22 protein-coding genes and 5 pseudogenes are annotated in these 25,681 nt (G+C 64.3%); 13 read left to right on the top strand and 14 right to left on the bottom strand.

Going from position 1 to position 25,681, the window contains the following annotated elements; translation table 11 throughout:
• Positions 1 to 5: 5 nt before the first annotated feature.
• From AC5Y5W_RS13585 to AC5Y5W_RS13540, 10 genes are all read right to left on the bottom strand, one after another.
• Positions 6 to 1,394, bottom strand: a complete 1,389-nt coding sequence (locus AC5Y5W_RS13585; RefSeq protein ID WP_500013728.1) for an MFS transporter — start codon at positions 1,392 to 1,394, stop codon at positions 6 to 8.
• Positions 1,391 to 2,575, bottom strand: coding sequence for a PLP-dependent cysteine synthase family protein (locus tag AC5Y5W_RS13580; protein WP_500013730.1), 1,185 nt, complete (start codon positions 2,573 to 2,575; stop codon positions 1,391 to 1,393). The genes AC5Y5W_RS13585 and AC5Y5W_RS13580 overlap by 4 nt, the downstream gene beginning before the upstream one ends.
• Before the next feature lie 106 nt (positions 2,576 to 2,681).
• Positions 2,682 to 3,125: a putative copper homeostasis (lipo)protein LpqS gene (gene lpqS / locus AC5Y5W_RS13575; protein WP_500013731.1), complete on the bottom strand. Its 444-nt coding sequence runs from the start codon at positions 3,123 to 3,125 to the stop codon at positions 2,682 to 2,684.
• A 254-nt stretch (positions 3,126 to 3,379) separates the two neighbouring features.
• Positions 3,380 to 3,670 (bottom strand): copper-sensing transcriptional repressor RicR, encoded by a 291-nt coding sequence (gene ricR / locus AC5Y5W_RS13570; protein ID WP_500013732.1) that lies wholly within the window; start codon positions 3,668 to 3,670, stop codon positions 3,380 to 3,382.
• Positions 3,671 to 4,521: 851 nt separating this feature from the next.
• The gene (locus AC5Y5W_RS13565) at positions 4,522 to 5,931 is read right to left on the bottom strand and encodes an MATE family efflux transporter (RefSeq protein ID WP_500013734.1); all 1,410 of its coding nucleotides are present in this window, start codon (positions 5,929 to 5,931) and stop codon (positions 4,522 to 4,524) included.
• Positions 5,928 to 7,295, bottom strand: a complete 1,368-nt coding sequence (locus AC5Y5W_RS13560; protein WP_500013735.1) for a type III PLP-dependent enzyme domain-containing protein — start codon at positions 7,293 to 7,295, stop codon at positions 5,928 to 5,930. Before AC5Y5W_RS13560 ends, AC5Y5W_RS13565 begins: the two co-directional genes overlap by 4 nt.
• Entirely contained in the window at positions 7,286 to 8,305 is a 1,020-nt protein-coding gene (locus AC5Y5W_RS13555; RefSeq protein ID WP_500013737.1) for an ornithine cyclodeaminase, read from the bottom strand. The genes AC5Y5W_RS13560 and AC5Y5W_RS13555 overlap by 10 nt, the downstream gene beginning before the upstream one ends.
• A 62-nt stretch (positions 8,306 to 8,367) precedes the next feature.
• A complete protein-coding gene (locus AC5Y5W_RS13550; RefSeq protein WP_500013757.1) occupies positions 8,368 to 9,462 on the bottom strand; it encodes a PLP-dependent cysteine synthase family protein in 1,095 nt (364 codons plus the stop codon).
• A gap of 251 nt (positions 9,463 to 9,713) precedes the next feature.
• On the bottom strand, positions 9,714 to 10,226 hold the full coding sequence (lpqS, locus tag AC5Y5W_RS13545; protein WP_500013739.1) for a putative copper homeostasis (lipo)protein LpqS: 513 nt from the start codon (positions 10,224 to 10,226) through the stop codon (positions 9,714 to 9,716).
• Between the two features lie 197 nt (positions 10,227 to 10,423).
• Positions 10,424 to 11,071 (bottom strand): DUF305 domain-containing protein, encoded by a 648-nt coding sequence (locus tag AC5Y5W_RS13540; RefSeq protein ID WP_500013741.1) that lies wholly within the window; start codon positions 11,069 to 11,071, stop codon positions 10,424 to 10,426.
• Between the two features lie 175 nt (positions 11,072 to 11,246).
• On the opposite strand from AC5Y5W_RS13540, the gene AC5Y5W_RS13535 reads away from it, so the two are divergent.
• Complete coding sequence (locus tag AC5Y5W_RS13535; protein WP_500013743.1) at positions 11,247 to 11,843, top strand: class I SAM-dependent methyltransferase; 597 nt, start codon at positions 11,247 to 11,249, stop codon at positions 11,841 to 11,843.
• A gap of 95 nt (positions 11,844 to 11,938) precedes the next feature.
• Here the strand turns inward: AC5Y5W_RS13535 and AC5Y5W_RS13530 are convergent, their stop codons facing one another.
• On the bottom strand, positions 11,939 to 13,186 hold the full coding sequence (locus tag AC5Y5W_RS13530; RefSeq protein WP_500013745.1) for an MFS transporter: 1,248 nt from the start codon (positions 13,184 to 13,186) through the stop codon (positions 11,939 to 11,941).
• Between the two features lie 104 nt (positions 13,187 to 13,290).
• Between AC5Y5W_RS13530 and AC5Y5W_RS13525 the strand changes: the two are divergent.
• Positions 13,291 to 13,643: pseudogene (locus tag AC5Y5W_RS13525) on the top strand (BlaI/MecI/CopY family transcriptional regulator).
• A gap of 168 nt (positions 13,644 to 13,811) precedes the next feature.
• Here the strand turns inward: AC5Y5W_RS13525 and AC5Y5W_RS13520 are convergent.
• Both AC5Y5W_RS13520 and lpqS (AC5Y5W_RS13515) read right to left on the bottom strand, forming a co-directional pair.
• A pseudogene (locus AC5Y5W_RS13520) lies at positions 13,812 to 13,955 on the bottom strand (anti-sigma factor family protein); the annotation flags it as partial.
• Positions 13,956 to 14,246: 291 nt separating this feature from the next.
• Positions 14,247 to 14,813 carry a putative copper homeostasis (lipo)protein LpqS gene (gene lpqS / locus AC5Y5W_RS13515; protein WP_500013747.1) on the bottom strand — a complete coding sequence of 189 codons (567 nt, stop codon included), beginning with the start codon at positions 14,811 to 14,813 and terminating at the stop codon, positions 14,247 to 14,249.
• A gap of 223 nt (positions 14,814 to 15,036) precedes the next feature.
• Here lpqS (AC5Y5W_RS13515) and AC5Y5W_RS13510 point away from each other — a divergent pair, with 223 nt between their 5' ends.
• The 5 genes and pseudogenes from AC5Y5W_RS13510 to lpqS (AC5Y5W_RS13490) all read left to right on the top strand — a co-directional run bounded on the left by AC5Y5W_RS13510 (position 15,037) and on the right by lpqS (AC5Y5W_RS13490) (position 18,889).
• A complete protein-coding gene (locus AC5Y5W_RS13510) occupies positions 15,037 to 15,366 on the top strand; it encodes a metal-sensitive transcriptional regulator (protein ID WP_500013749.1) in 330 nt (109 codons plus the stop codon).
• A 320-nt stretch (positions 15,367 to 15,686) separates the two neighbouring features.
• Positions 15,687 to 16,478 (top strand): annotated as a pseudogene (locus AC5Y5W_RS13505) (metal ABC transporter solute-binding protein, Zn/Mn family).
• Positions 16,465 to 17,254, top strand: a pseudogene (locus AC5Y5W_RS13500) (metal ABC transporter ATP-binding protein). The pseudogenes AC5Y5W_RS13505 and AC5Y5W_RS13500 overlap by 14 nt, the downstream one beginning before the upstream one ends.
• Positions 17,251 to 18,223, top strand: a pseudogene (locus tag AC5Y5W_RS13495) (metal ABC transporter permease). The pseudogenes AC5Y5W_RS13500 and AC5Y5W_RS13495 overlap by 4 nt, the downstream one beginning before the upstream one ends.
• Before the next feature lie 252 nt (positions 18,224 to 18,475).
• Positions 18,476 to 18,889, top strand: coding sequence for a putative copper homeostasis (lipo)protein LpqS (lpqS, locus tag AC5Y5W_RS13490; RefSeq protein ID WP_500013192.1), 414 nt, complete (start codon positions 18,476 to 18,478; stop codon positions 18,887 to 18,889).
• A gap of 4 nt (positions 18,890 to 18,893) precedes the next feature.
• Here the strand turns inward: lpqS (AC5Y5W_RS13490) and AC5Y5W_RS13485 are convergent, their stop codons facing one another.
• Complete coding sequence (locus tag AC5Y5W_RS13485; protein ID WP_500013194.1) at positions 18,894 to 19,022, bottom strand: hypothetical protein; 129 nt, start codon at positions 19,020 to 19,022, stop codon at positions 18,894 to 18,896.
• A 185-nt stretch (positions 19,023 to 19,207) separates the two neighbouring features.
• Between AC5Y5W_RS13485 and AC5Y5W_RS13480 the strand changes: the two genes are divergently transcribed.
• The 6 genes from AC5Y5W_RS13480 to AC5Y5W_RS13455 all read left to right on the top strand — a co-directional run bounded on the left by AC5Y5W_RS13480 (position 19,208) and on the right by AC5Y5W_RS13455 (position 25,499).
• The gene (locus tag AC5Y5W_RS13480) at positions 19,208 to 19,507 is read left to right on the top strand and encodes a PE family protein (RefSeq protein ID WP_500013196.1); all 300 of its coding nucleotides are present in this window, start codon (positions 19,208 to 19,210) and stop codon (positions 19,505 to 19,507) included.
• 19 nt (positions 19,508 to 19,526) lie between these two features.
• On the top strand, positions 19,527 to 20,738 hold the full coding sequence (locus AC5Y5W_RS13475; protein ID WP_500013198.1) for a PPE family protein: 1,212 nt from the start codon (positions 19,527 to 19,529) through the stop codon (positions 20,736 to 20,738).
• Positions 20,739 to 21,293: 555 nt separating this feature from the next.
• Positions 21,294 to 22,184 (top strand): alpha/beta fold hydrolase, encoded by an 891-nt coding sequence (locus AC5Y5W_RS13470; protein ID WP_500013199.1) that lies wholly within the window; start codon positions 21,294 to 21,296, stop codon positions 22,182 to 22,184.
• A 69-nt stretch (positions 22,185 to 22,253) separates the two neighbouring features.
• The gene (locus AC5Y5W_RS13465) at positions 22,254 to 23,771 is read left to right on the top strand and encodes a multicopper oxidase family protein (RefSeq protein ID WP_500013201.1); all 1,518 of its coding nucleotides are present in this window, start codon (positions 22,254 to 22,256) and stop codon (positions 23,769 to 23,771) included.
• Positions 23,772 to 23,959: 188 nt separating this feature from the next.
• Positions 23,960 to 24,163 (top strand): hypothetical protein, encoded by a 204-nt coding sequence (locus tag AC5Y5W_RS13460; RefSeq protein WP_500013203.1) that lies wholly within the window; start codon positions 23,960 to 23,962, stop codon positions 24,161 to 24,163.
• Positions 24,156 to 25,499, top strand: a complete 1,344-nt coding sequence (locus AC5Y5W_RS13455; RefSeq protein ID WP_500013205.1) for an MATE family efflux transporter — start codon at positions 24,156 to 24,158, stop codon at positions 25,497 to 25,499. The genes AC5Y5W_RS13460 and AC5Y5W_RS13455 overlap by 8 nt, the downstream gene beginning before the upstream one ends.
• Positions 25,500 to 25,681: the final 182 nt, after the last annotated feature.

Here is a 25,681-nt window from a genome sequence, read left to right as displayed (position 1 = left end):
GCTCATCAGGCCGCAGATTCGCTGAGCGCCAACTCATGTCTCCGATCGCGATAGCCATCGTTTTCAGTTACCACGGCCGCGCAGACGATGGGTAATGGAGTTGGCTCCTGGATCACGGTCTGCTCCCTCACCTGCTCTACGTGCTGAGTACCCGGTGTGTTTTGGGCTTCCAGACGGTGGGCGCGGTCGAGGCGGTACACGGCCCGAGCGGCGATGATGCCGACGAGAACGAGTCCTGCCCAAACGACTTGGCCGATGCCGAGCTGGCGCGCTGCACCCATGAGCCAGCCCGTGGCCAGGTTGCCGGCGAGGATTCCGACCCCGACGATGGTGTTGTAGAACCCGTAGTGGGTTGCCACCAGCCGGCCGCGGGCCAGCGCCATGACGGTGTCCATTTCGAACGGGAAGATCGCGGCCCCGCCAACGGCCAGCCCGGCCGCTGATAGCAGTAGCGCGGCGGCCGCCGCAAGTGTCCCGTATGCGGAACTATCGGGGATGAGGGTCAGTGGCACGAAGGAGACCGCCAATATCGTCAAGCCGATGACCAGACTGCGCCCACGGCCCCATCGTGCGGCGAACCAGCGGGTGATGCGCAGTTGTCCTGCGACAGCGACCAGACCTGAAACGATGAAAACCCCTGCTACTAGCGCGGATTGGTAGCGCGGCGAAATTATCGAAGCTTGTAGCGGAAGGGCGAGGTAGATCTGGAAGGACAGCACGTAGGAGCCGATCATCGCCGCAGCGAAGAGCAGGAAGGACCGGTTAGCGATGACGACCCGCCAGTCATCGAGTATGGAGGTCTTTTCCTGTGCCGGTTCGGCGGTGTGCTGCGGAAGCGCCAGCAACTGCGCCACCGTGAGCACTGCGAAGACGACAGCCGCGGCACCAGCGGTAACCCGGAAGTCGATCGCTACCAGCAAAACTCCGACCAGCGGGCCCAACAGAATCCCGGCCTGGTAGAAGATGTTGAACACGGCGAAGGCTTCCACCCGACGTTCGCCGGTATCTGCGGCCAGGTAGGCGCGCACCGCCGGGTTGAACAATGCCCCGGCGAAACCGGTGGCCGCGGAGGCGATCAGCACCGCTGGTAGGGACTGGGCAACGATCAGCAAGGCGAATCCGCCGGTACGCAGCAGGCATCCGGCCACGATCAACGGCTTGTAGCCAATCCGGTCGGCCAGCGTGCCGCCCACGACGAACATGCCCTGCTGGGAGAAGTTGCGGACACCTAGCACCAGCCCGATGGCCCACGCCGCCAGCCCGAGCGGGCCGGCGAGGTAGGCCGCCAGGTAGGGCATCAGCATGTAGAAACCCATGTTGATGCCAAACTGGTTGATCATCAGCAACCGGGCCGGCCGGTCGAAGCTGCGAAACTGTGCCATGAACTCGCTCATCGCAGGGCTCCAGCAGGGTCGATGACGGTCGCGCACCGCGTCCAGGATTCGACGACCAGCTCACCAGGGTCGGTGATAACGGCCGGCTCGTCGGGGGGAAGGTGATCGAGCAGACCGTGTTCGCGGCAGTAGTCGTCGTTGTAAATGGTGTCGAAATAGCGTTGCGGACCGTCGGGGAAGACCGCCGCAATAGTGGTGCCCGGTGACATGGTGCGCGCCGCCCAACCGGCCACCAGCGCAACCGCGCCGACGCTCCAGCCGCCGCTGGCGTGGTGGGTGGCGGTCAGGGCGCGTGCCGCCCACACCGCCTCGGCCGGGGCCACCCAGTGCACCTCGTCGAACGCCGCATAGTCGACATTGCGCGGATAGATGCTCGACCCCAGCCCGCGCATCAGCCGCTTGGTGGCGGGTTGGCCGAAGATCGTCGAACCGATGGTGTCTACGCCGATGACTTTCAGGTTCGGGTTGAACTCGCGCAGCACCCGGGCGACGCCCGCGGAGTGGCCGCCGGTGCCCACCGAGCAGACCAGGACGTCAATCTGCCCGAGTTGGTCGATGAGCTCCAGCGCCAGCGACCGGTAGGCGTCGACGTTGTCGGGATTGGTGTACTGGTCGGGGCACCACGCCTCGGGGTCGGAGGCCAGCAGTTCGGCGACCCGGTCTTTGCGGGCCTGTTGCCAGCCCCCGGTGGGGTGCGGCTCGGTGACCAGATCGACGTCGGCGCCGTAAGCGCGCAGCATATTTTGCACGATTGGCTCCATGCCCGGGTCGGTGACCACGGTGACCGGATGCCCGTAGGTCGTGCCGGCCAGCGCGAGTCCTAACCCGAGTGATCCGCTGGTGGACTCGACAATGCGGGCCCCGGGCCGCAGCTCGCCGCGGGCACGGGCGCGTTCAACCATGTGCAGGGCCGGGCGGTCTTTCATGCTGCCGCCTGGGTTGAACCCCTCGAGTTTGGCCCAAAATCCGCGATCGGCGGCGGTCAGCGGCTCCGAGATGCGTAGCACCGGAGTGTTGCCGACCAAGGCGTTGGGCCGGTGATTAGGACCAGGGGCGGGCTGGCAGCTGGCGGCGGTGCGTTGGCCGTTCGCCAGGGTGGGTTGCGGGGAGCTCTGCAGGTCGATGGTGTCGAGGGACAGGTCGGAGAGCTCGCAGGCTTTCAAGGACAGAAGGTTGTTCATGAGATCGTCGCTTTCTGCGGTAAGGCCGCAACGCAGAGCGCGGCCATTGACATGGGCAGCAGTCACCGGCCGTTGTGGCAAAGCACAACAGCTTGACGCTGACCATTCAGCGACGAGAAAGACAGATCCGGGTCAACAGATCTTGACCCGTGAGGGCACCCGCTGGCCCAAGCGGGGGACCCCGCCCAGCCGGCACCATAAGACTGGCCGTTGAACCCGCGATGACGACTAAGGCCGCCACCAGAGCAAGCGCAACCAGAGCGGTGAACGACGACTTCGTCAGCATCACAGTCGGGAACGCCTCGTGGTGCACGCCGGACGAACCATTGTCAACGTGTGGGTGACCGACGGCGATAGCGGATTCTCCGCCCAGCGAGGGCGCCACAGCGTGCGCTGACAGAGGCGTGTGGGATATCGACCGCAGCACGTCGGAATGGGCGGCGATCGCCAGCATCCCCACCGCCGCCAGAACAGCGACGAGGAAGCGCAGCTGTGGCCGGCTGCGTGCGGCCACGCGCCCGGCCTCCGCCCGCATCCGCAAGAACCCCATACCCCCAGAGGGTACGCCCGTCTCCGGGCGTTTGCCAAGTGTCAGCATGCAGTGATCTCGATCACGCCACTGCCGCTCGCCCCGAGCCGCGATTTGGCCGAGTCGCCGCGCGGGATCGGTCTGGCGCTTAGCTGAAAACGTGGTCCCCGACGAGCCGGCCGTAATAGCGCCACCGCAATTGCATCCGCCGGCGTCTGCAACATTGGTTTCGGTTTCCTGGTCTCGTGGTGGATTTGGCCATGCCCGCCGTGCGATCAGGAACGTACGAGTCGTGCGATGGCTGCAGAGGCTTCGGTCAGCTTCGTTTGAGCCTCGTCGCCGCCCTCGGCGACTGCGCGTGTCACGCAGTGGTCGAGGTGCTCATCGAGCAGGTTCAGCGCCACCGACCGCATGGCACTATTGACCGCGCTGATCTGCGTTAGAACATCTATGCAGTACTTGTCTTCGTCGATCATCTTGGCGATGCCGCGAACCTGGCCTTCAATGCGGCGTAGCCGCTTGGCATAGTTATCCTTCTGCGCCGAATATCCGGGCGGGGTTGTCATCTGGCCTCCTCGCGTATTAGCCATCGGACGATCTCAGCTGTAGTAGCCATCGCGATCGCGCCTCATGAGCGGCCGATCATGGACTGCAAACCCAGGGCTTCCAGGCAACGGCCAGGGACCACGGGAATGCAGCGGATCGGCACGGATCATGCAGCCATCATACCTACCCCGTAGGGGTACATGGAACGATGGCGGCGCCAAGCATGTGCGAGAATTTTCCGACACCGTCACTCGCTCGACGAGCCCGGTCATGCACATCTTGCCACCCGGCCTCAGCTCCTCTCGGTCTGGCGCATACAACGCTGCGGCCATCGGCTTTGTCGAGATTTGGGGGAGCGGCCCTCCCGGCCGATGCCCTCATGTTGCAGCGGAACGGTTGCCTACTTTGCGACGCCTTTCCGCTGGGTGGGTACGGGGGCTCGGACTGATGGTGCAGGATGGCAGGGCGGTATCCGACGAAAAGTTCGCGCTGTCCGTGACAGTCGACCATGTATTCGCCGCCAGGGCGTTATGAACGCACGCTATCTCGGATTTCTGCGTTGTCCCCGTTGCGGATTGGAAGCCCCAGAGGGCGAAGCCTCGTTCAGATGTCCGGACTGCGCCCGCTGCGGTATCGGAGTCAACCTCAACGCTGCATACGCGTTGACGCCGGGTTCCTTGCCATAGGAGGCGTCCCAGCCGGGCATCTTCGGCTTCCGCAGGTTGCTGCCGCTGGCGCCCGACGACGCCCCGGTAAGCCTCGGAGAAGGTGCGACGCCCCTACTTCCCGCTGAACCGGCTGGGGCCACGATTGGGCTAGTTGCAGCGGGTCTGCTGGCGCCTACTCGAGAGGTCTTCTTCGGCCCGGCAGGTCAGACAGTTTGTGGCAGGTCTCGGTGAAACCGCCGCAGCAGCAACACTGCTGTCGTGGCGAAGCCTGTGCTGAGCCCGATCCACACCCCGGGGCCCTGCAAATGCGCTGGGAAGGCGAGCAAGAGTATCGTGGGCAAGCCGACCATCCAATACCCGATCGACGTGACGTGAAATCCAGTCCTAGTATTTCCGATGCCTCGTAACAAGCCCACAGCAATGTTCTGGGTGAAGTCCACGATCTGCTGAACGATCGCGAAGAGCAGAAAGAGCTTGGCCAACACCGTGGTTGACGAGTCGGCAGAATTAAGAAATGGCAGCAACACCAGGTTGGGCGCCGCGACATACACCAGCCCGATCAGGGCCGTGGTCAGCCATCCCAGAACGAGTGCTGCGGTGGCGATCTGCTGGGCATGTTCTTTGTCTGCTCTGCCGACGGCGCGGCTGATGAGAATTGATGCACCATGGGACAAGCCGATACTGACCTGGAAGGCGATTCGTGTCAGTTGGTTCACCACATTGTAGGCAGCCAGCGCGATCGGTCCGAACGTCCCCATCACCACGGCAGCCAGCGAGGTGATGCCGGCCTCCGAGCCGTAGGTCAGCGAGATAGGGATGCCCAGACGTACTATGCTGCGCGATGTTTGAGTGTCTGCTTTCCAGCCGTGGATGGATAGCAGTGGGGCAAGCTGGGTGTCGCGCCGCAGTATCCAGTAGAACGCGATAACAGTAGCGACCTGGACCAGCGTTGTGGCGAGCCCGATTCCGGCGAGACCGAGCTTGGGGATACCCAGCAGACCGTAGATGAACACCAGGTCTAACCCGGCGTTCACTGCGATGGAGGCGATGCTGACAGCTAACAGCGGGCCCGGTCGGCGCATCCCGACACTGAACTGACGCAAGACGTTGAGCCACACCATGGGGATCAGCCCGGGAGCGAGCGCGATCATCATTGGTCGCGCCAATCTCAGTACATCCTCGTCGAGCCCGAAGAGCGGCAACACGTAACCCAAGCCGATCAGCGCGACTCCCAGGAGCGCAGCGGCTACGGTGGCCACCAAGAAAGCCGATCGGGTGATCTGGCGTATTTCCTTCTGCGCCTGCTCATCCGGACAATCGGTACCTGAGCGTGTTTCGCCGCGACCGGCCGCGCCGGCGACCATGTTTCCCACCGCGGTGACGATGCCGACGCACATGGTGCGCATCAGGTTGTACAAGGTGGCGGCCAGTCCGCCAGCGGCGATGGCCTGAACCCCGAGAAGTCCCATGATGGCCAAGTCGGTGGTGGTCAGGGCCACTTGGGCGAATTGGACACCCGCGATCGGTGCCGCCAATGTGGTGAGCTGACGGCTGGTACCCAGCAAGTAACCAACGCGCGCTCTGCGGGTCTCGGCCACGGGCGGACGGCTCACTGGCGAGAGCCGTTTTCGTCGAGCTGCCAGCGGAACCGGCCCTGGCCGTCGGTGCTCACCACAATTTTAGGCGGCAGGGGAAGTCGGTGAAACTCGGATTCGTTCTTATCCATCTGGTAGCCGGCCGTATTGGGGTAGACCAGCAGGTCGCCATGACGCGGTTCCCGTGGCAACACGACTTTGCGCCAGGTCAGCATGTCATATTCCAGGCAGCTCGCGCCACCGACACAGCTTCGCACAGAGTTCGTTGGATCGTGCTTGTCGCCGTTTGCTTGCGGCCACAGCATTGGGTCGGGAAGGAATTCGCTGGACTTCCATTGCTCCGACAGGCTCATGCTCAACCCGTCAACAGTGACGATCCCGTAGTCGCTTCGACGCTTGAACCCCTGCACCGGAAACACAGTGAACCCGGTCCCGTCAAGCAACGCGCGTCCTGGTTCAATGAGCAGTTTGGTTTCTGTCTTGGCGAATTTTTCGCCGACTGTGCCTGCGCTGCAGTCTGTTTCGCTGGATAAGATCGCGGCCAACATTTCCGCGCCGGTGGGCGCCTGATAATACGGGTAGAAATGGGTGAAGGTCTTGCCGCTGTGAAAGTCTGTCTCACCAGCGTCGCGCAAGAACCGGGCCCACGTGTCGGCGTCAACATAACTCACAGCGAACCCGCCGCCGACCGAAATCGCCGTCGCGGCCAGCCCTTGTGCTCTTGCCTGCACGACGCGGTCGACCAATTGGGCTGCCAGCTGTGCGCGCGGTTTGACGTCGTAGCCGTTCAGGTGAAACGAAAACCCTTCCATGGACACTCGAGACCGCTGCTGGGCGCATCGTTGCAGTGCGACGTCCAGTTCGGCCGAGTCGAGGCCGAACCGGCTGTGGGGGTTAATGTCTGGGAGCACTCGCAACAGGATGCGGGCACCCTCACCGCGGTGGGCTAGCGCGATCACCCGATCCAGCTCGTCGAGGGCGTCAACGGCGATCAAACAGCCGTGCCGAGAGGCCAGCCAGAGCAATTCCTCGTTCTTCGCCGGACCCGTGACGACGATGTCGGCACCGCGCACACCGCGGGCCAGTGCCTGAACCAATTCCGGGGCGCTGGACGCGTCGACGCCGGCGCCGGTCCTGGCGCACACCGATAGCCAGCATCCCGCCTTGTTCGCCTTCTTAGCGAAGAGCACTTGCCCGCGCACCCCCGACGAGGCGAAGACGTCGGCGAAGGCCTGCAGGTTGCGCTCGAAGCGCAGCGGAAACAGTACATGAAACGGGCCGCCTATCGCATGAGCCATATCAGCTAGCAACGACGGATCGGCTGTGATCTGTTGAAACCATGACGGCGCAATTGCGGGCAACGACAAGGGCGCTAGCTCCACAGCCTGATCTCCTGTCCGCGCCCCAGCGCGATTGCCTGCGTGGCCAGCGCATGCGCCACCGGGATGTCGGTGATGGCCATGCCGCTGTTGAACACGAAAACCCGGTCAGTCTTGTCCCGCCGAGGAGGCGCTGCTCCGGCAAGGATGTCGGGCAGTTCGGCGTCCAGCGGCAGCGAGCCGTCCTCATTGGCGAAGCGGGTACCGGTCACCGCCAGCTGACCGGCGGTGGTTGCGACTCCGTAATCGGCGTCGCGCAGCGATGACGGGTGCACTCCTGTGCCGTTCACCGAGATGAACAGCGCTCCGCGTTTGAGCCAGCTGGTGCGCAGCTTGACGTCGGTAGCTGGGCCGGCCGACGTCGCGACCATGAGGTCCGATTCGCCGGCGGCTTTCTGTGGATTAGACACTACTTCGATGTCTCGGTCGGGGTGCTGTTCGCGCAAATACGCGCGTACCGAGGCGATTCCGTCGGGATGCGTGGCGAACAGCAGCAGCCGGTCCAAGTCGGGAAGAGCGCTGAGCAGGAACGGAAAAGTTTCCCGGCCTTGCGCACCGGAACCGCTTACCAACGCGGTGCGCGCCCCGGCGGGGGCGCATGCGGCGGCGATCAGTGCGGTGCTGGCCGCGGTTCTTAGCGTGGTGACTCGGGTGCAGTCCATAAACGCTAATGGCACACCGGCCTTATCGTCGTAGAGAGTGATGGTGATGTATTCTTTTTTGCCGTCATCGTTTTGCATGTAATAGTCTTTGAAGGCCAAGATTTGCAAACCGCCGTCATAGCCGGGCATCGCATAAGATGCTGAATCTCTATGCGGTGAACGCATCATGATTTTCGCCGGAGCGCGGGAAGAGCCTTGCGCCACTCGCAGATACGCGCCGCGTACGGACTCGATCACGTCGCTGGGAGTGATCGGAAGATCGGCGATGTCGCTGCGGGTAAGCACGGGCAGCGCCACATCCTCGCGGGAGAGGATCTGCTGCACCGGTTGGCTTGCGGGCGGAGATTGCATGTGTTGGGTTCCGTTCTGCATATTGTTGGTATCAATTCAGTGTTTTATTGGTGTACTCACCCTTATGCGGGTACTTTCTCGCCGTCGGCTTTCGGGGTAGGGATTCTCAGACGGGAGTGCTGCCCTGCGCGAGGCTGGGGTGTCGTTGTGGGGTCGACGACGGTGGTGCACCGGGTCCAACGGTCGACGACGGCCTGGGTGGGTGTGCTGATCTGCTCGGGTCCGCTGGGCGGGGCGGTGTCGAGCAGGTCGTGTTGGCGGCAGTAGTCGTCGTTGTAAATGGTGTCGAAGTAGCGTTGCGGGCCGTCGGGAAAGACCGCGGCGATGCGGGTGCCGCGCGGGTAGCTGCGCGCGGCCCAGCCGGCGACCAGCGCCACCGCCCCCACACTCCATCCGCCGCTGGTGTAATAGGTGGCAGCCAGGGTACGCGCCGCCCACACCGCCTCGGCGGGGGCGACCCAATGCACCTCGGTGAAGGCGCCGTAGTCGACGTTGCGCGGATAGATGCTCGACCCCAGCCCGCGCATCAGCCGTGAGGCGGCGGGTTGCCCGAAGATCGTCGAACCGATGGTGTCCACGCCGATCAACTCCAGTCCCGGGTTGTGTTGGCGCAGCACCCGGGCCACCCCGGCCGAATGACCACCGGTGCCCACCGAGCACACCAACACATCGATGTTTCCAAGCTGGTCGAGCAGCTCCAACGCCAGCGGCCGGTAGGCGTCGATGTTGTCGGGATTGCTGTACTGATCGGGGCACCAAGCATCAGGCTCGCCGGCCAACAACTCAGCAACCCGGTCTTTGCGGGCCTGCTGCCAACCCCCAGTGGGGTGCGGCTGGCTGACCAGATCCACCTGCGCCCCATAGGCGGCCAGCATGTGCCGGATGATCGGCTCCATCCCGGGATCGGTGACCAAAGTGACCGGATGCCGATACACCTGGCCGGCCAGAGCCAGCCCTAATCCCAAAGTGCCGCTGGTGGATTCGACGATGCGGGCTCCGGGCATCAACTCGCCACGCAGTCGGGCGCGTTCGACCATGTGCATGGCCGGACGGTCTTTCATACCGCCGGGGTTGACTCCTTCGAGTTTGGCCCAAAAACCGCGGTCACCGCGGCCGAACGGTTCGCCGATCCACAGCACCGGAGTGTTACCCACCATGGCGCCCACCCGCCGATACCGATCCGGAGCGTGGCGGCACTGCTGCGGAGTGGGGCGAAACCTATCGGTGGCAATGGGATACCGGCAGGAGGTGTGATCCCGCGAGATGTGCGGGGCGTCGATGGACAGGACGTGAGTCATGTGATCCTCGCTTGAGCATCGGCACCGCCCAACAGGGCGCGCCAATTGACGTGGGTCAGCGGTCACCGGCCATCGGCGCCAAAGGCACCTCACGGCCTGACGCTGACCAGTCAGCGACGCGCGAGGCAGAACCGGGTCAATCGATCTCGACCCGCAACAATAGGGACCAGCCCAGAGGGCGGACCCCGCCCGGCGGGCACCACAAGCCCGCCGAGCACAGCGGTAACGGCGAGCATCGCCACCACCACACCCAACGCAGCCAACGCGGTCGCCGAGCGCGGCAACACCGCAGAAGCCAACTGCTCAGGATGATGCGACGACCCGTCCACAGCATGCGGGTGATCGGCATCGACCGTGAACTCAGCACCCACCGACGTCAACAACGGATGCGCAACGTGGGCCGCGCGGTGATGCTCCTCCGACAACAACCCCCCGTGGGCGGCCACAGCCGTAAGCCCCCACAGCACAGCCGTAATCCCCCACACCACAGCCGCCACCACACACACCGACCGCAACCACGACCGCGCGCTTGCATCGGTGTGCCTCGTAATACGGCCGGCGTGGCCACGAGTACCGCTCCCGCCCAGCGACGCGAAGCCGGTCTTCAGCTGTGGGACGTCCACCCGCCCGAGTCTATACCCCCAGCCCGTACCGCGCCAAGCTGAGCCGTTCGCGCCACCCTGTCTGCTGCGCAAATTACTGCTTGTGCGACTGTGTTTCGTCACTTCTTTGGCTCCGGCGACAGTCGTGATGCTTGGTCCGGTACATGCCGGTCCCCCAGGGTGGTCGGCGGCGCTTTTGCGCCGCAGACAATCGCCGCCTACAGCGACCCTAAAATGCTCTGCATGGTGTTGATCTCCTGCTGCTGGTTAGTGACGATCGAGTGCGCCAGGGCAACGGCCGCCGGATATTGACCGGATTTGATTTCGTCCTGGGCCATGGTGATTGCGCCTTGATGGTGCCGAATCATCTGTGTGAGGAAGAGCTTGCTGGCGTCGACGCCCTGTGCGTCTTTCAGGGCCTGCATGTCCTGTTCGGACATCATCCCGTCCATTCCGGTCATGCCGGGCATACCACCGTGGTTAGGCATCTCTGGTGTCATGTTGCCCGGCATCGTCGGCGATGTTGGCTGACCCCACTGGTTCAGCCAGGTCTGCATCTGTTGGATTTCAGGTCCCTGCGCCGCCTTGATCTGGTTGGCTAGCTCGATCACGCGAGGATCGATGCCCTGTTTCCCAAGGGTGATGTCGCTCATCTGGACCGCCTGCTGGTGGTGGGGAATCATGCGCTGGGCGAACGTGACGTCCTCACTGTTGTGCTCCTGCGAACCCGCTGGCGAAGTCGATACGCCGGAAGAACCGGCCGCTGAGGTGCTGGAATGAGCCTGGTCGCCCGGGCCGCCACACGCGGACAATGTCAGCGCCGCGACTGCGGCAGCAGTGATGGTCAGTAACCGTCGCTTCCTCACGCTCTATTTCCCTTTCCCCTAGGCTGAAAACACACGATGCGCTCCGCTTGCCTGCATATACCCGATAGGGGTAGACCGTAACTATGGTAGACCACACTCTTGCTCGACCCGAACGGAGCCCAACGATCGGAATGGCACGGAAACTACTCGTCGAGACCATCAGCAGCCCGGCACGATGACCGTGTATCCAGCGGCCTATGAAGTGCTGGCCAACGTATGGTACCTGGGGCGGCGCGCCCGGATATGGGACCAGCTCGTCGCCGCATCGGGTGCCCGAGCTGGTGAAAAGGTGCTCGATGTGGGCTGCGGCACTGGGTATTTCGCTCGCCGGATCGCCCCCGTTGTCGGTCCTGCTGGTGCGGTCGTTGGGATCGATCCATCACAGGCGGCGCTGGATTACGCCGCGGCGCACACCCCGCCACACTGCACGTTCCAAGCCGCCGGTGCCGAAGATCTCCCGTTTGCCGATGCGTCCTTTGACCTGGTGGTCTCCAGCCTGACCTTCCACCACATCCCGGCCGAGCATCGCGGCGACGCGGTTCGGGAGATGTTTCGCGTCTTGCGGCCGGCTGGGCGGATGTTTATCGCCGATATCCGCCCGCCGAGCCTTCCGATCTTGGAGCGGCTTACCAGCGCTGCGCACGGTCATACCAAGGTGCATAAGGTCTTTGATGAGCTCCGCGCGATGACCACCGATACCGGATTTACAATCGCGAGGACCGGCAATGTGTCACGCCTGTGCTACCTGGCTGCCGAGCGGCCGCGCCCGTGACGACTGCGGCATCATTGGGGAGCGGTCATGCGTTGGCACTGGCCGTCGGGGCCGCCCGGCACCGTGGGACTCGCGCTCTGATGGCTGCAATCTCTTCACCCTGACGCGACAGCCGGCGCCTGCAGATGACCGCGGCGGTCGAGGCCGCGGAGCGCCAACACGGCGATGATGCCGACGAGAATCATTCCAGCCCAGACGAGTTCGCCGAAGCCAGCCTCGCGTGCAGCTCCCATGAGGGCTCCGGCGGCCAGATTGCCGAGAAGGACTCCGGTCCCAACGATGGTGTTGTAGAACCCGTAATGGGTGGCCACAAACCGGCCACCTGCTAACGAGACGACGGTGTCCATCTCGAAAGGAAAGACCGCGGCCGCACCGATGGCAAGCATGGCGACGGATACCAGGAGCGCGGCCAGTGCCGGAAAGACCCCGAAGCGCTGAGCATCGGGTGCAATGGTCAACGGCAAGAATGAGGCCGCCAGGATAGTCATGGCGATGGCCAGGCTGCGTCCACGGTTCCAGCGCGCGGCGAGCCACTGGGTGATCCGCAGCTGGCCGCCGACCGCGACCAGGCCTGAAATAACGAAAAGCGCTGTCACTAACAATGTTTCGAAGTCAAGTGTGAGAACCGATGCCTGCAGCGGCATCGTGAGAAAGATCTGGGACGACAATATGTACGAGCCGGTCATCACCGCGGCGAACAGCAGAAAGGGCAGGTTGCCGATAACGGCCCGCCACTCTCGCAGTATCGACGTCTGCACCGTTTCGGGATCAGCGTCTCGCGCAGGCAGTGTCAGCAGTTGGGCTACCGTCAGCACGGCGGACAACGCCGCCGCGGAAAGTGCGCTGATCCGGAAATCGATGGCCACCAGTGCGACCCCGACCAGCGGACCGACCAGAATCCCTGCCTGGTAGAAGATGTTGAACATCGCAAATGCTTCCACGCGGCGATCACTAGCGTCGACGGCGAGGTAGGCGCGGATCGCGGGGTTGAACAATGCAGCCGTCAAACCGATTGTCGCTGAAGCGATCAGCACAGCGCTAAAAGATTGTGCAATAGCCAGCGTGGCAAATCCGCCGGTGCGCAACAGGCAGCCGGCAACGATTAACGCTTTGTACCCGACTCGGTCGGCGAGCGTGCCGCCGATGATGAACATGCCTTGCTCGGAAAAGTTCCGGACACCCATAATCAGCCCGATAGCCCACGCCGCGAGCCCGAGCGGGCCGGCGAGGTACCCCGCGAAGTACGGCATCAGCATGTAGAAGCCGACGTCAATGACCAACTGGTTGACCATCAGTATCCGGCTAGCTCTGGGGAAACTGCGGAACCGCGCGATGAACGCCATTACCGCATCACCTCAGTGGAGTTGACGATGGTGGTGCCCTGCCTGTTGACGTGTCTGGCCACGGCGATCAAGCCGGGTGACCTACCCACCGATACCATAGGCTCCTGCGTGTTCGCGGTTGTGGAGCGCTCGAGTCGGTCATCATGGACCGGGTCTGGAACCGCAGCGCAATGACCACGGTGCGCGAGGTCTTCGACGATCTAGCGCACGATCGGCAGATCGCTTACGCCACCGTGATGTCGACGATGGACAACCTGCACCGCAAGGGCTGGTTGCAGCGCGACCGGGTCGGGGCAAGGCCTTCCGCTACTAGCCGACCATGACGCGTCAACATTCGGCTGCCATCATGCGCGATGCCTTCGATGCCGGTCGCGATTCTGACCTCGTGCTGGCCTCCTTCCTCAACCAGATGGATAAGCAATCTGTCCCGGCCGAACATCCTCCTCCGCCTCCATGACCTCCAGCGCTGCCTTCAGCAGGCCCGACAGTCGTGCAGCGTCATCGAAAGTCGCCGGCCGCCGACGACAACGTCTCGGGCTGCACATTGTCACGAATAACGTTTGCCTCCATGACCAGCATCGGAGATGGCCGCATCGGTGGAGCCTTCGACTAATGCGACCCCGCCGAGGGCGGCCACCTCGTCATGGTCGAGTAACGCCAGCAGAGCGGGTATACCACTGAGTTCGGTGACGGCCGCCCGGCAGGAAGGGCAACCTTCCAGGTGCGTTTCGAATTCGCGTCGGTCCTTCGCCGACAGTGAACCGAGCACGTACGCGGCGTCCCAGGTCGCGTACTCGTGGCGGTTGGGTTCCCGCGGCTCACCATCAGGGACCGTCTCGCGGCCCGGAAAGGGCGTGACCGCATTACGCCCGTTTCGCTGGTCGGCGCCGTGTCGAGCAGGTGGTGTTGGATCCTCGGCGGAAAAGCCGAAGACGAGAGACCGGAGATTGTTCATTATGATCGTCGCTTCTATATCGGTGCCGCGCATAAGGGCGGCAGTGGATGTGGTTCAGCAGTCACCGGCCGTCGTCGCAGCGCACAACGACCTGACGCTGACCAATCAGCGACGAGACCGACAGAACCGCGCCAAGAGCTCTTGACCGGTCTGAACAGTGGCCAGCCCACGAGGCGGACTCCGCCCGGCCGACAGCACCACAAGGCCGGCGAGCACGCCGGTGACGGCGATCACTGCCGCCACTAACGCAGTCAACGCGGCGGCCGACCGCGGCAACACCGCGGAGGCGAACTGCTCAGGATGATGCGACGGCCCCGACCCGTCCACAACATGCGTGTGATCGACATCGACCGCGAACTCGGCACCCACCGACGTCAACAACGGATGCGCCACGTGGGCCGCGCGATGATGCTCCGCCGACAACAACCCACCATGAGCGGCCACAGCCGTAAGCCCCCACACCACAGCCGCCACCACAAACACCGTCCACAACCATGGCCGCCGTGCATTGGTGGCCGGTCCCCTGGCGGGGCCAGTCATGCCGCCCGCTGCAGGTATGGGCCCGACCCGAGGAACAGCTTCGCTGTCGGTCACGCCGGCGAGCGTCCGGCCAACCAGCGCCAACCCGCTCACCCCGTGCGCTGGCGGTGGCACCACATGCCGGACATCCACCCCATCGATCCTATACCCCCCAATGGTATAGTGTAAAGAACACCTCCGCTGTTCACCGACCTGCGCCGAAGTCGACGAAACTCGGGACCTCCTCTGGCCACCACACAGTGGGCTTTCGGCAAGACTATTGGATACCCTCCCCGGGGGTTCTTGCGGGCGGAACCGTGCCGAGGGTGCTCCTTTGCCGGGAAATCCTTAGCCGGCGATCACGAGGAAGGCAATAATGACGACCATGCCAACCAAATCGGTAGCAGCGGGCTTGAACTCAGAGCCGCACGGCTACATCTCCAGCAAGGACCGCTACCTGGACCGGCTCAGGCGCATCGAGGGGCAGGTCCGCGGAGTCCAGCGGATGGTGGAGAATGATCAGTACTGCATCGACATTCTGACGCAGGTCAGCGCACTCACTCGCGCTGCGCAGGCCGTGGCCCTGGGCTTGCTCAACGATCACCTCAAGCACTGCGTCCTCGACGCCGCCCAGCTCGGCGATGAAGAAGCAGACCTCAGAATCAAAGAAGCCACCGACGCCATCGCGCGGCTCGTACGGTCGTGATCATTGACCGACCGCCCTCGCCGCGCCGGGGACCTGGCTGGATCGCGATCCGTTAATCCACGACCATTTCTGCGGGCTTTGACGTCGGTGGCGGCGAGGGTGAGTCGCCTGTTGGGAGGTGGTTACCGCCCGCTCTACCGATAACGGTTATCGTTTCCGTTATGGCCGCGTCTCGGGTCGGCAAACTGGGCCTTGCCGTCGCTCTGACGTTCGGGGTCGGGCTGGCGCTCGCCGGCTGCTCATCGGGCTCGGAAAATAGACCATCGACCAGGACCGGGGCGTCGGCCGCGGGACCATGCCCGACCGCTCCAGTCGATGTAGTGGTTAGCGTGGCCCAGTGGGGTGATATCGTCTCCACGCTTGCCGGAGGCTGCGGGACGGTGACCACCGTCCTGACCAGTTCCTCGGTGAACCCGCACGACTACGAGCCCGGTCCCGCGGAGGCCGCGTCCTTTGCGGCTGCACGCCTCGTCGTCTTCAACGGCGCCGGTTACGATCCGTGGGCGTCCAAGCTAGCGGCTACTTCTGCCCCGACAGCCGCAGCGGTCAGCGCGGCCCAGGTGACCAACACCCCAGACGGCGCCAACCCGCATCTGTGGTATAGCCCGTCAGCTGTCACCACACTCGCCGACGCGGTGATGGGCGAGCTGACCAAGTTGTCTCCCTCGGCTAGCGACTACTTCGCCAAACAGCGCTCGGCATTTACCGACGATTTCAAGCCCTACAGCGACGCCATCGCCACGATCAAAGCCGGCGCGCCCGGCAAGTCGTATGCCGCCACCGAGCCCATCTTCGACCGCATGGCACAGGCACTGGGCCTGGTCAACAAGACACCGGAGGGCTATCGGCGGGCCGCGGCAAACCAGAGCGATCCGTCGCCCGCTGATATCCAGGCATTCCGCACCGCGCTCGCCGAGCGTCAGATCGATGTGCTGATCTATAACACCCAAACCTAAGGGTCGATGCCCGAGCAGATCCGTACGGCCGCCGACCAGACCGGTGTGCCGGTCGTCAACGTCACCGAGACGGTTGAACCCGGGGCGAGAACGTTCCAGAGCTGGCAGACCGACCAGCTCAACTGGCTGGCTAAGGCGTTGCGTGTCCCCGCCTGACGTCGATTCAGGTGGCATCGCATTGATGTTCGACGACGTCAGCGTGGTGCGTGCGGGCCGGCTGATCTGGTCAGAGAGCACGTTTAAGGTGCCGGCCGGTGGCATCGTGGCCGTCATCGGATCCAGCGGAGCAGGAAAGACCACACTTCTACAGGTCATCCTGGGATTGATTCTAGTCGCCTCAGGTCAGGTACGGGAATTCGGCAAACGCCCGGGCGAGGACAATGACTCCATCGGCTACGTCCCGCAGAATTGCGCTTCGGGCGCAGACGAGGCGATCCGCGTCGCCGACGCGGTGATGCTCGGGTTGACGGGTGGCAAATGGGCCTTCGGACGCGCCACTGCCACCCAACGGCGTCGCGTCCAGGAGGCGCTGCAGACAGTACACGCAAGCGAATTCGCCCGCACGCGTCTCTCCCGGCTTATCCGGCGGCCAACGCCAACGGGTGGCGATCGCCGAAGCGTTGGTCGCGCGACCGAGGCTGCTCATTTCGGACGAGCCGCTGGCATCACTGGATCTGCGTAGCCAGCGCGACATCGTCAGACTGCTCAAAGACTTGCACCACGACCTGGCCGTCACGATTCTCGTTGTGGCACATGACCTTAACCCCCTACTGAACGCGCTGGACGGCGCGATCTATCTCCTCGGCGGGCACGCGCACTATGCCGCCGTGGACGGGGTGGTCGATGAAGCACTGCTTACTCACCTCTACGGAACACCGATCGAAGTTGCTCACACGCCCCAAGGCGAGCTCTATATGAGGCGCATTGTATGACAACACAATTGGCTGCCTTGGGCTACCAGGCCGACTGGTGGCCACTCTTGACCTCACACTTTATGCGTCATGCCCTGCCGAGCGGGTCGATCGTCGCGCTCGCCGCGGGCCTCATCGGCTATTTCATCGTTGTCCGCAACACCGCGTTCGCGGCGCACGCCCTGGCGCACGTCGGGCTGCCCGGCGCGACGGGTGCGGTGTTAAGTCGGTGCGCCCGTCGCTTTGGGCCTCGAGGTCTTCTGTGTCGGCGGTGCGCTCGTCATCGGCGCGCTGGGCAAGCGGGCCGCCGACCGCGAGGTCGCCACCGGCACGGTCTTGGCGATGGCCATCGGCCTGCGACTGTTCTTCAACTCACTGGCGACCAAGAGCTCGAGCACTATGACCAGCATCTTGTTCGGAAACCTGCTGGCCGCTTCGCATCAACAGCTGATCACCTTCGCGGCCCTGCTGACACTTCTGGCTGCAAGCATCGGCATCATCTACCGTCCACTGTTGTTCGCCTCGATCAACGCCCAGGTCGCCGAGGCCAAGGGCGTGCCGGTGCGGGCATTGTCGATCATCTTCATGGCACTGCTCGGAGTCGCGGTGACCTTGGCCGTTCAAGCCGTCGGGACCTTGCTGCTCTTTGCCCTTGTCGTAACGCCTGCTGCGACAGCGATCATGTTGACGGCGCGGCCGGGTACCGCAATGCTCATCTCGACAGTCATCAGTGTGGTGTCGGTCTGGGTTGGGCTCGCGGTGTCCGCCATGTTCAATGTGCCACCGAGCTTTGTCATCGTGTCGGTCGCTTGCATCACGTGGTTCGTCGTGCGGGTGGCACATCACCGCGTTCGGCCGCGCGCCAAAAAATTATCATTTTTGGGCCGGCACGCAGCAGACGCGCTGTGGGAGGAGGGCAATCCGCCGTCGGAGTTGGCCCCACCTATGTCAGCGCAACCAACCGGCGGCAAATCCGCCAGCGACGTGTGACCCCAAAACCGCACTGTCGCGATGCCCTATCCGAGTCACCCGGCGAGGCGCGCCCGACCGTGTGCTTATACGGTTACCCGGTGACGGTAGGTGGCTACATGGCGCGCGCGCGGTTACCGCGCAGTATGATGGCCCCACCGTTAACTCCTGTGTGACTACAGGATATCGGCCTGATCACGGCCGCACGCCCACCGCTTTAACGCCGGATTTTTGGTATACCCCCGGGGTGCATGCTGCTACGATCGAGGCATTATGCGATTGAGCGACGCACGCACACGGCCACGGTGGCGATCGGTCGTCGCCCTGGCGGCTGTGGCGTTGCTGCTCACCCTCGTCAGCCACCACTGCGCCCTGCAGCCAATCCAGCAGGTGCTTCATCCTTCGCAGCCGTCGCTTTCATCGCTGGGCGGTCAGCTCGTTGTCAACGCCAAAAAAGCAACCATTGGAGGCCGCTCATCGTCCGCGTGCCACCATGTGTTTGCGATTGCATCGCCGCCGCTGCCTACCACTGACTTGGTTGCGCTTGGCGCCGCAGCGGCAGTAATAGCTATCACCGGTTTGCTTGCTTTGTTTGTGGTGCCAGCCGGGCGGGGCCCACCTCGTCGGCTGGCCACCGTATTGACCGGTCAAGACCTCTTGACGCGGTTCTGTCTGTCTCGTCGCTGATCGGTCAGCGCCAGGCCGTTGGCTCTGCGGCGGCGGCCGGTGACTGTTGAACCACGTCCTCTGCGGCCAACACGGTCTGCTCGACAGCGTCCGGCGGGCGAGCCTGGCCGTCGTCAATCACCCGGCCCAACATGCCTATACGGCAGCATTGACCGGCACAGCCGCTCGTCCGCACTAAAAGCCCTATCCGCAGCCGCAGCCCACCCGAACGAACCACCGGGGTCACATGGAAAAGAGCCCGGCAAATAGGCACAAGTAAAGACCGCGTGAAACACCGTCATCTGTACTCGGTGACGCTATAGCTAAAGGAGACAACATATGTCATTCGTCACCGCACAGCCGGAAATGCTCGCATCCGCGGCCGGCACGTTGCAGGCCGTCGGCTCAGCAATCAGCTCCGGCAATGCTGCCGCGACAGCCCCGACCACTGAAGTGGTTCCGGCGGCCATCGACGAGGTGTCGGCGCTGACCGCTACCCAGTTCGCCGCGCACGCTCAGATGTATCAGACAGTGGCCGCCCAGGCCACAGCTATTCATGACCAGTTTGTGGCCACCTTGACGGGCGGCGCTGGTTCGTACGCGGTCACCGAGGCCGCCAACGCGACCGCGACCGGATAGGCGAAACGGAGGAAAAGAAATGGAGTTCGGGGCGCTGCCACCGGAGATCAACTCCGCGAGAATATATTTCGGTCCTGGCTCAGGACCCATGATGGCCGCCGCCGCCGGCTGGGACGGGTTGGCCGCCGAATTAAACTCGGCGGCAGCCGATTACGGATCGGTGATCTCGGGGTTGACGACCGGCCCTTGGCGAGGCCCAGCGTCGGCCTCGATGGCGGCTGCGGTCGCCCCCTATGTGGCCTGGATGAACACCACCGCTGCTCAGGCCGAGCAGGTGGCCAACCAGGCCCGGGCCGCGGCGGCCGCCTACGAGACGGCGTTTGCGGCAACGGTGCCGCCGCCGGTGATCGCCGCCAATCGGGCCCTGCTGATGTCGTTGATCGCGACGAACATCTTGGGGCAGAACACTCCGGCGATCGCGGCCACCGAAGCCCACTACGGCGAAATGTGGGCCCAGGATGCCGCGGCGATGTATGGCTACGCCGGCTCGTCGGCGGCCGCGGCCGCGTTGACGCCGTTTGCCCCGGCCCCTCAGACCGCCAGCCCGACCGCACTGGCGGCGCAGGGAGGTGCGGTCGCGCAGGCCACTGGCACCTCCGCTGCGACGAACACCCAGGCGGCACTGTCGCAGGTGACTTCGACGCTACCCGCGGCGCTGCAGGGGCTTGCCTCGCCGCTGTCGTCCACATCGTCCACGTCGTCTCTGTCCTCTTTGAGCTCGCTGTTGAGCCCCCTGACTACCGGCATGTCGATGACCAGTTCGGTCGGGTGGATATCGAGTTCGCTGCTGTCGAACGCGAACCAGCTGAAAAACCTGATGCCGGCCGTCAGCGCCGCCAGCACGGCACACGCGTTGGCGCCGGGCCTGGCCGGGGGGCTCAGTACCGGAGTGGGTGCGTTGGGATCGGCGGGCCCAGGGGGTTTAGCGGGCCTGGGCGCCACGGGTGCCGGTGGGGTGGTTTCCGCGGGAATGGGCCGGGCAGCGCCGATCGGCGCGTTGTCTGTGCCACAGAGCTGGGGCGCGGCAGTCCCAGCCGTCAGCCCTGCCGCAACAACTTTCCCGGGTACCGCCCTCGGAACTGCTCCGGACGTCCTGGCAAGCAATCCAGGAGGAATGTTGGGCGGGTTGCCATTGGCCGGCGCGGCTACCCGCGGCATACCTGGCGGCGTACCTGATGCCCGCTTCCTCGAACGTCCGCCCATGGTGCCGAGCTGGTCGAGCCTGGGATAATCGAGGGCCACCACTCAGTTTCAGCGCGGTCGCGCAGTACCGCACACCATAGTCAGCCGCTGACGTGGTCGGGTTTCAATCAAGAATGCTGCCACCGCCGCGGATTCGTTATAATAGCGAACATTGTTGCAGCAGTTGCTGATTGGTGAATCGCTACAACAATGATTGCAGGCATTTAACACTTGGGATGCGTTCGTCGAGCGGAGATTAGGAACGCATGCTGAACGCCACCAGGCAAGCAAGTTAGCCCTGCCCACTTTTTGCGGGAACCCATGTGGGTGAACGGCCGAGCTCGACAAACCTGAAGGCCGTTTGCGAACGTACCCCGCCGGGGTATAGGTTTGTGTCCGTGGGAACGGTTCGCTGGTGAAGGACAGGTGCTATGCCGGGCGGTCTCACACGTGGTCGTCATGGAGTGGGCGGCGGTCCTGCGTGATCGTCGGGCCCGGCCTGCTGACCGCCGGACCACGGCATGGGTGCGTGAACCGTTTCGGGGAAAGTCTTTGCAGCAACTGCCGCATTCGGCTCGCTGAGTTCTGGACAGGAAGAAAATCCGTGATACATACTCTGGGCCACAATCACTTCGCCCGTCTGCCAGGCGGGCGCCAACTGCACTACATGACGGCCGGCGCCGGCGGGCCCACCGTGGTGTTCGAATCCGGTTTAGGCGCCTCACGATCCGAGTGGGGACTCGTGCAGCCAATTGTGGCACAACGATTCCGGACCGTGGTCTACGATCGGGCCAATCTGGGGCGCAGTGATGATGACCCCGAACCGCGCACGCTGGAACGCATCAGCGGTGACCTCAATCAACTGCTGTCAGCGCTGGATGCGGGCCCCTACATCCTGGCCGGACACAGTTACGGCGGAACGATCGCCCTGACAGCTGCCGCCGCGAATCCGTCCAACATCGCAGGGCTGGTGCTCATCGATCACGCCGACGAACACGTCAACATTTGCTGCGGGTCGCCGCTCAAACGCCTGCGGCAGATCGTGCTGGCCGGCCGATCGGTGATCGGCGTCCTGAGGAGCCTGCGCCTGATACCGCTGGCGGTCCGGCGGGCCATGCCGGGCATGCCTGCCGACGTGGTGCACGATCTGATCACCGAGGATCTCACTCCACGCGCCGCTCAGGCGGCCGACGAGGAAGAACAATTCTTCATCGAGGGCCTGCGTAATCTGCGGCGTCATCCGCCTGTTCTCGGCGACATCCCGGTCACCGTCATCTCGGGGATGAAGTCGACGATCTTCGACAGGCCCGTCCGTGAGGCGTTCGTGGCGGCGCACCGCCAGACTGCAGCGCGTCTAAATGCGCGTCACGTCCCAGCGGCGCGGTCGAATCATCAAGTGGTCCTTACCGAACCGCAACTGGTCGCTGACGAGATCGTCCGGATTGCCGACCACCGGCGCGAGGTGGCGCCCCACGACCAGCGCGGTAGAACGTAACGAGGGGCACCAGCTGGCGTACCTCTTAGAGCTGTGACACCACCGTTAACTATGGAAGAAGGGACTCGGGTGACTAAACCAGCGTGGAATGACCTGCAACTGAATCGACGGGCGTTCGTCGCCGCGTCGGTGGCCGGCGGGGTCGGTGTGGCGTTGGCCGCCTGCGGTCGGTCGACGGATTCTGCGCCCAGCCTTGAACAGGCCATCGCTGCTGCCGAGGCGGCCCGCCCGCACACCGGCCGCACGGTCAGCGCCACGCTCACTCCGCAACCGGCGACGGTCGACCTCGGCGGTCCGCTCGCACGAACCTCCGCCTACGGCGACGCCCTGCCCGGTCCGCTGCTTCGCGCCAATGTCGGCGACGAACTCGCCGTTACCGTCAAGAACCGGCTCAACGCCCCGACCTCGGTGCACTGGCACGGCATCGCGTTGCGCAACGACATGGATGGCGTGTTCCCGGCCACCCCGAACATCGCCGCCAACAGCGACTTCACCTACCGATTCACCTCCCCGCATCCCGGCACCTACTGGGCTCATCCCCACGTCGGCCTGCAAGCCGACTACGGGCTTTACTTGCCGGTGATCATCGACGACCCCGCCGAGCCGGGCGACTACGACGCCGAATGGGTCGTCGTCCTGGATGACTGGAGCGACGGGATCGGCAAGAGTCCCCAGCAGATCTACGACGAGCTGAAGACCATGCACATGCCGGCCGAGATGCCCGGCATGACTGCGATGCCCGGGATGACCGGCGTCGGTACCAGCAGCCTGCTCGGCGGAGACTCCGGCGACGTCGACTACCCCTACTATCTGGTCAACGGTCGCGTCCCCACCGCACCAACCACCTTCAACGCCAAACCAGGGCAGCGGATCCGCATCCGGTTCATCAACGTCGGTGCCGACACCGCCTTCCGCGTTGCTCTGGCCGGGCACGCCATGACCGTCACCCACACCGACGGTTTTCCGGTCGTACCCACCGACGTGGACGCCTTATTGCTCGGGATGGCCGAACGCTACGACGTCATCGTCACCGCCGGCGACGGGGTCTTTCCCTTGGTCGCCGTGCCCGAAGGCAAGAAGGCACAGCCAGGGCGGGCCCTGCTGTCCACCGGAGCCGGCGCCACACCCGACGCGAACTTCCAGCCGCCCGAACTCAACCGCCGGGTGGGCACCGTCGACATGTTCACCGCCACACCGGCGGCCAGCCTCGGATCAACGAAATCGGACGTCGACCTGGCTCTCGAGCTGACCGGTTCGATGAACAACTACGACTGGGGCATCAACGGTAAACGCTACCCCGATAGCCCGCCGCTTTCCATCAAGCAGGGCCAGCAGGCCACCCTGACCTTCACCAACCCCACGATGATGTACCACCCCATGCATCTGCACGGCCACACCTTCCAGGTGATCAAACCCGACGGCAGCCCGGGCGCACGCAAAGACACCGTCAACGTCCTGCCCAAGCAAAAAGTCAAGACTATGCTGGTCGCCGACAACCCGGGCATCTGGATGATCCACTGCCACAACGCGTACCACCAGGAGTCCGGCATGATGACCACCCTCAACTACACCGCCTACACCAGCTGACCGTCCCACGGACATCGCTGGCGGCCACACGAAACGCCTGAGTAGGTGTGCAGCACCAAGGCTTTCCGATTCTCACGAATTCCGTTCCGACGCAGAGGCTTTCCCGCTGAGCCGGGTTTCGGGTCAGCGAGACCTCCGCTCTTAGCCGTGGAGCCGCCCGCGAGGCTCGGCGCATCGGAGGATGGCTGGTGCCCATCGACCTCGCCGACATGCCTCGCCGCCTCACCGTGCGGGTGATACTCGAGGCGCTGCGCAGTAGCTTTGCGCTGCGCTGTGCGCGGTCGTCGGTGCGTCGGGCTTCGGCGGGCGCGGCCTCGATCCGCGCCGTACCGTGTGAGCGGGACGGGGCACTAGCCGGGGACTTCGACGACAGGTTGACCAGAGTTGACTGACAAACCCGGGCCCGCCGCCGAAGGCCGACAGATCGCCGGCTTGACGCTGCCAACATTGGGGGTGCTGGCCGCAGAGCCGCTCTATGTGCTGTTCGACACCGCCGTGGTCGGGCACCTCGGAGCGCTGCCGCTGGCGGGTCTGGCCATTGGCGGGCTGGTACTTAGCGAGTCACAGTTGACGTTCCTTTCGTACGGAACCACGGTGCGCGCAGCGCGGTTCTTCGGATCCGGCGCGCGTGCCGCGGCCGTCAGGGAAGGAATCCACGCGACGTGGCTGGCGCTGGCCATCGGCGCGGTGATCACTATCGGGGTGGAAGCTGCTGCCGTGCCGCTGTTGGCGGTGATCGCGTCCCGCGGTGACATCGCGGGGGCGGCGTTGCCCTGGTTACGGATCGCGATTTTGGGCACACCGGCGATTCTGGTCTCGCTGGCCGGGAACGGGTGGATGCGCGGCGTGCAGGACACCGCGCGCCCGCTGCGCTATGTCGCCGCCGGCTTCGGGCTATCGGCACTGCTATGCCCACTCCTCGTTTACGGCTGGCTGGGATTGCCCCATTGGGGTCTGCCCGGATCGGCGGTGGCCAACCTGGCCGGTCAGTGGCTGGCGGCGTTGCTGTTCGGCAAGGCGCTGCTAGCCGAGCGGATCTCACTAAGTATCGATCGTGCGGTGCTGCGGGCGCAGTTGACGCTGGGCCGTGACCTACTTGTCCGCGTTATCGCTTTCCAAGTTTGTTTCGTCTCGGCCGCCGCGGTGGCTGCTAGGTTCGGCGCAGCAGCGATCGCCGCGCATCAGGTTGTAGTGCAGTTGTGGAATCTCCTTGCGCTGCTTTTTGATTCGCTGGCCATCGCTGCACAGGCGCTGGTCGGTGCCGCGCTGGGCGCGGGCAATGCCGTGCACGCCAAGTCGGTGGCGTGGCGCATCACGGCGATCTCGCTGCTGGCGGCGACGGCGCTGGCGCTGCTGCTCGGTGCCGGGGCAGCGGTGGTGCCCGAGCTGTTCACTCACGACCAATCGGTGCTGACAGCGATCCATGTGCCGTGGTGGTTCCTGGCCGCACAACTTCCCATCGCCGGGATTGTCTGGGGTCTCGACGGGGTGCTGCTCGGCGCCGGGGACGCGAAGTTCCTGCGCAACGCAACCGTGATCAGCGCATTAATCGGGTTCTTGCCGCTGATCTGGTTGTCGCTCATTATTGGCTGGGGACTTGTGGGCATCTGGTGCGGCCTGACCACGTTCACGGTACTGCGACTGGTCTTCGTCGGCGCTCGCACCCTCTCCGGTCGCTGGCTGTCACCGGAACCGCGCGAGCGGTCGCCTCGGCGGTGTGAGCGTTAGCGTGGTTCCCGCCCTATCTCTCAAGCTGGTGAGAGGATTTTTCGCCTACGGTGCGAGGATCCTGGCCAGACTGCGGGGCGCGCAGCTGGTGGCGCGGCCGGCGCAACTCGACTTGTGCGCGTGTTCAGCTACAGCACGGCGAGACCCCGACGCTTCGCTGGTGCACCCACAGGCCGGTTATG

Source organism: Mycobacterium sp. NGS51, assembly GCF_059812525.1.
This window is presented reverse-complemented; position numbering and strand designations above follow the sequence as displayed.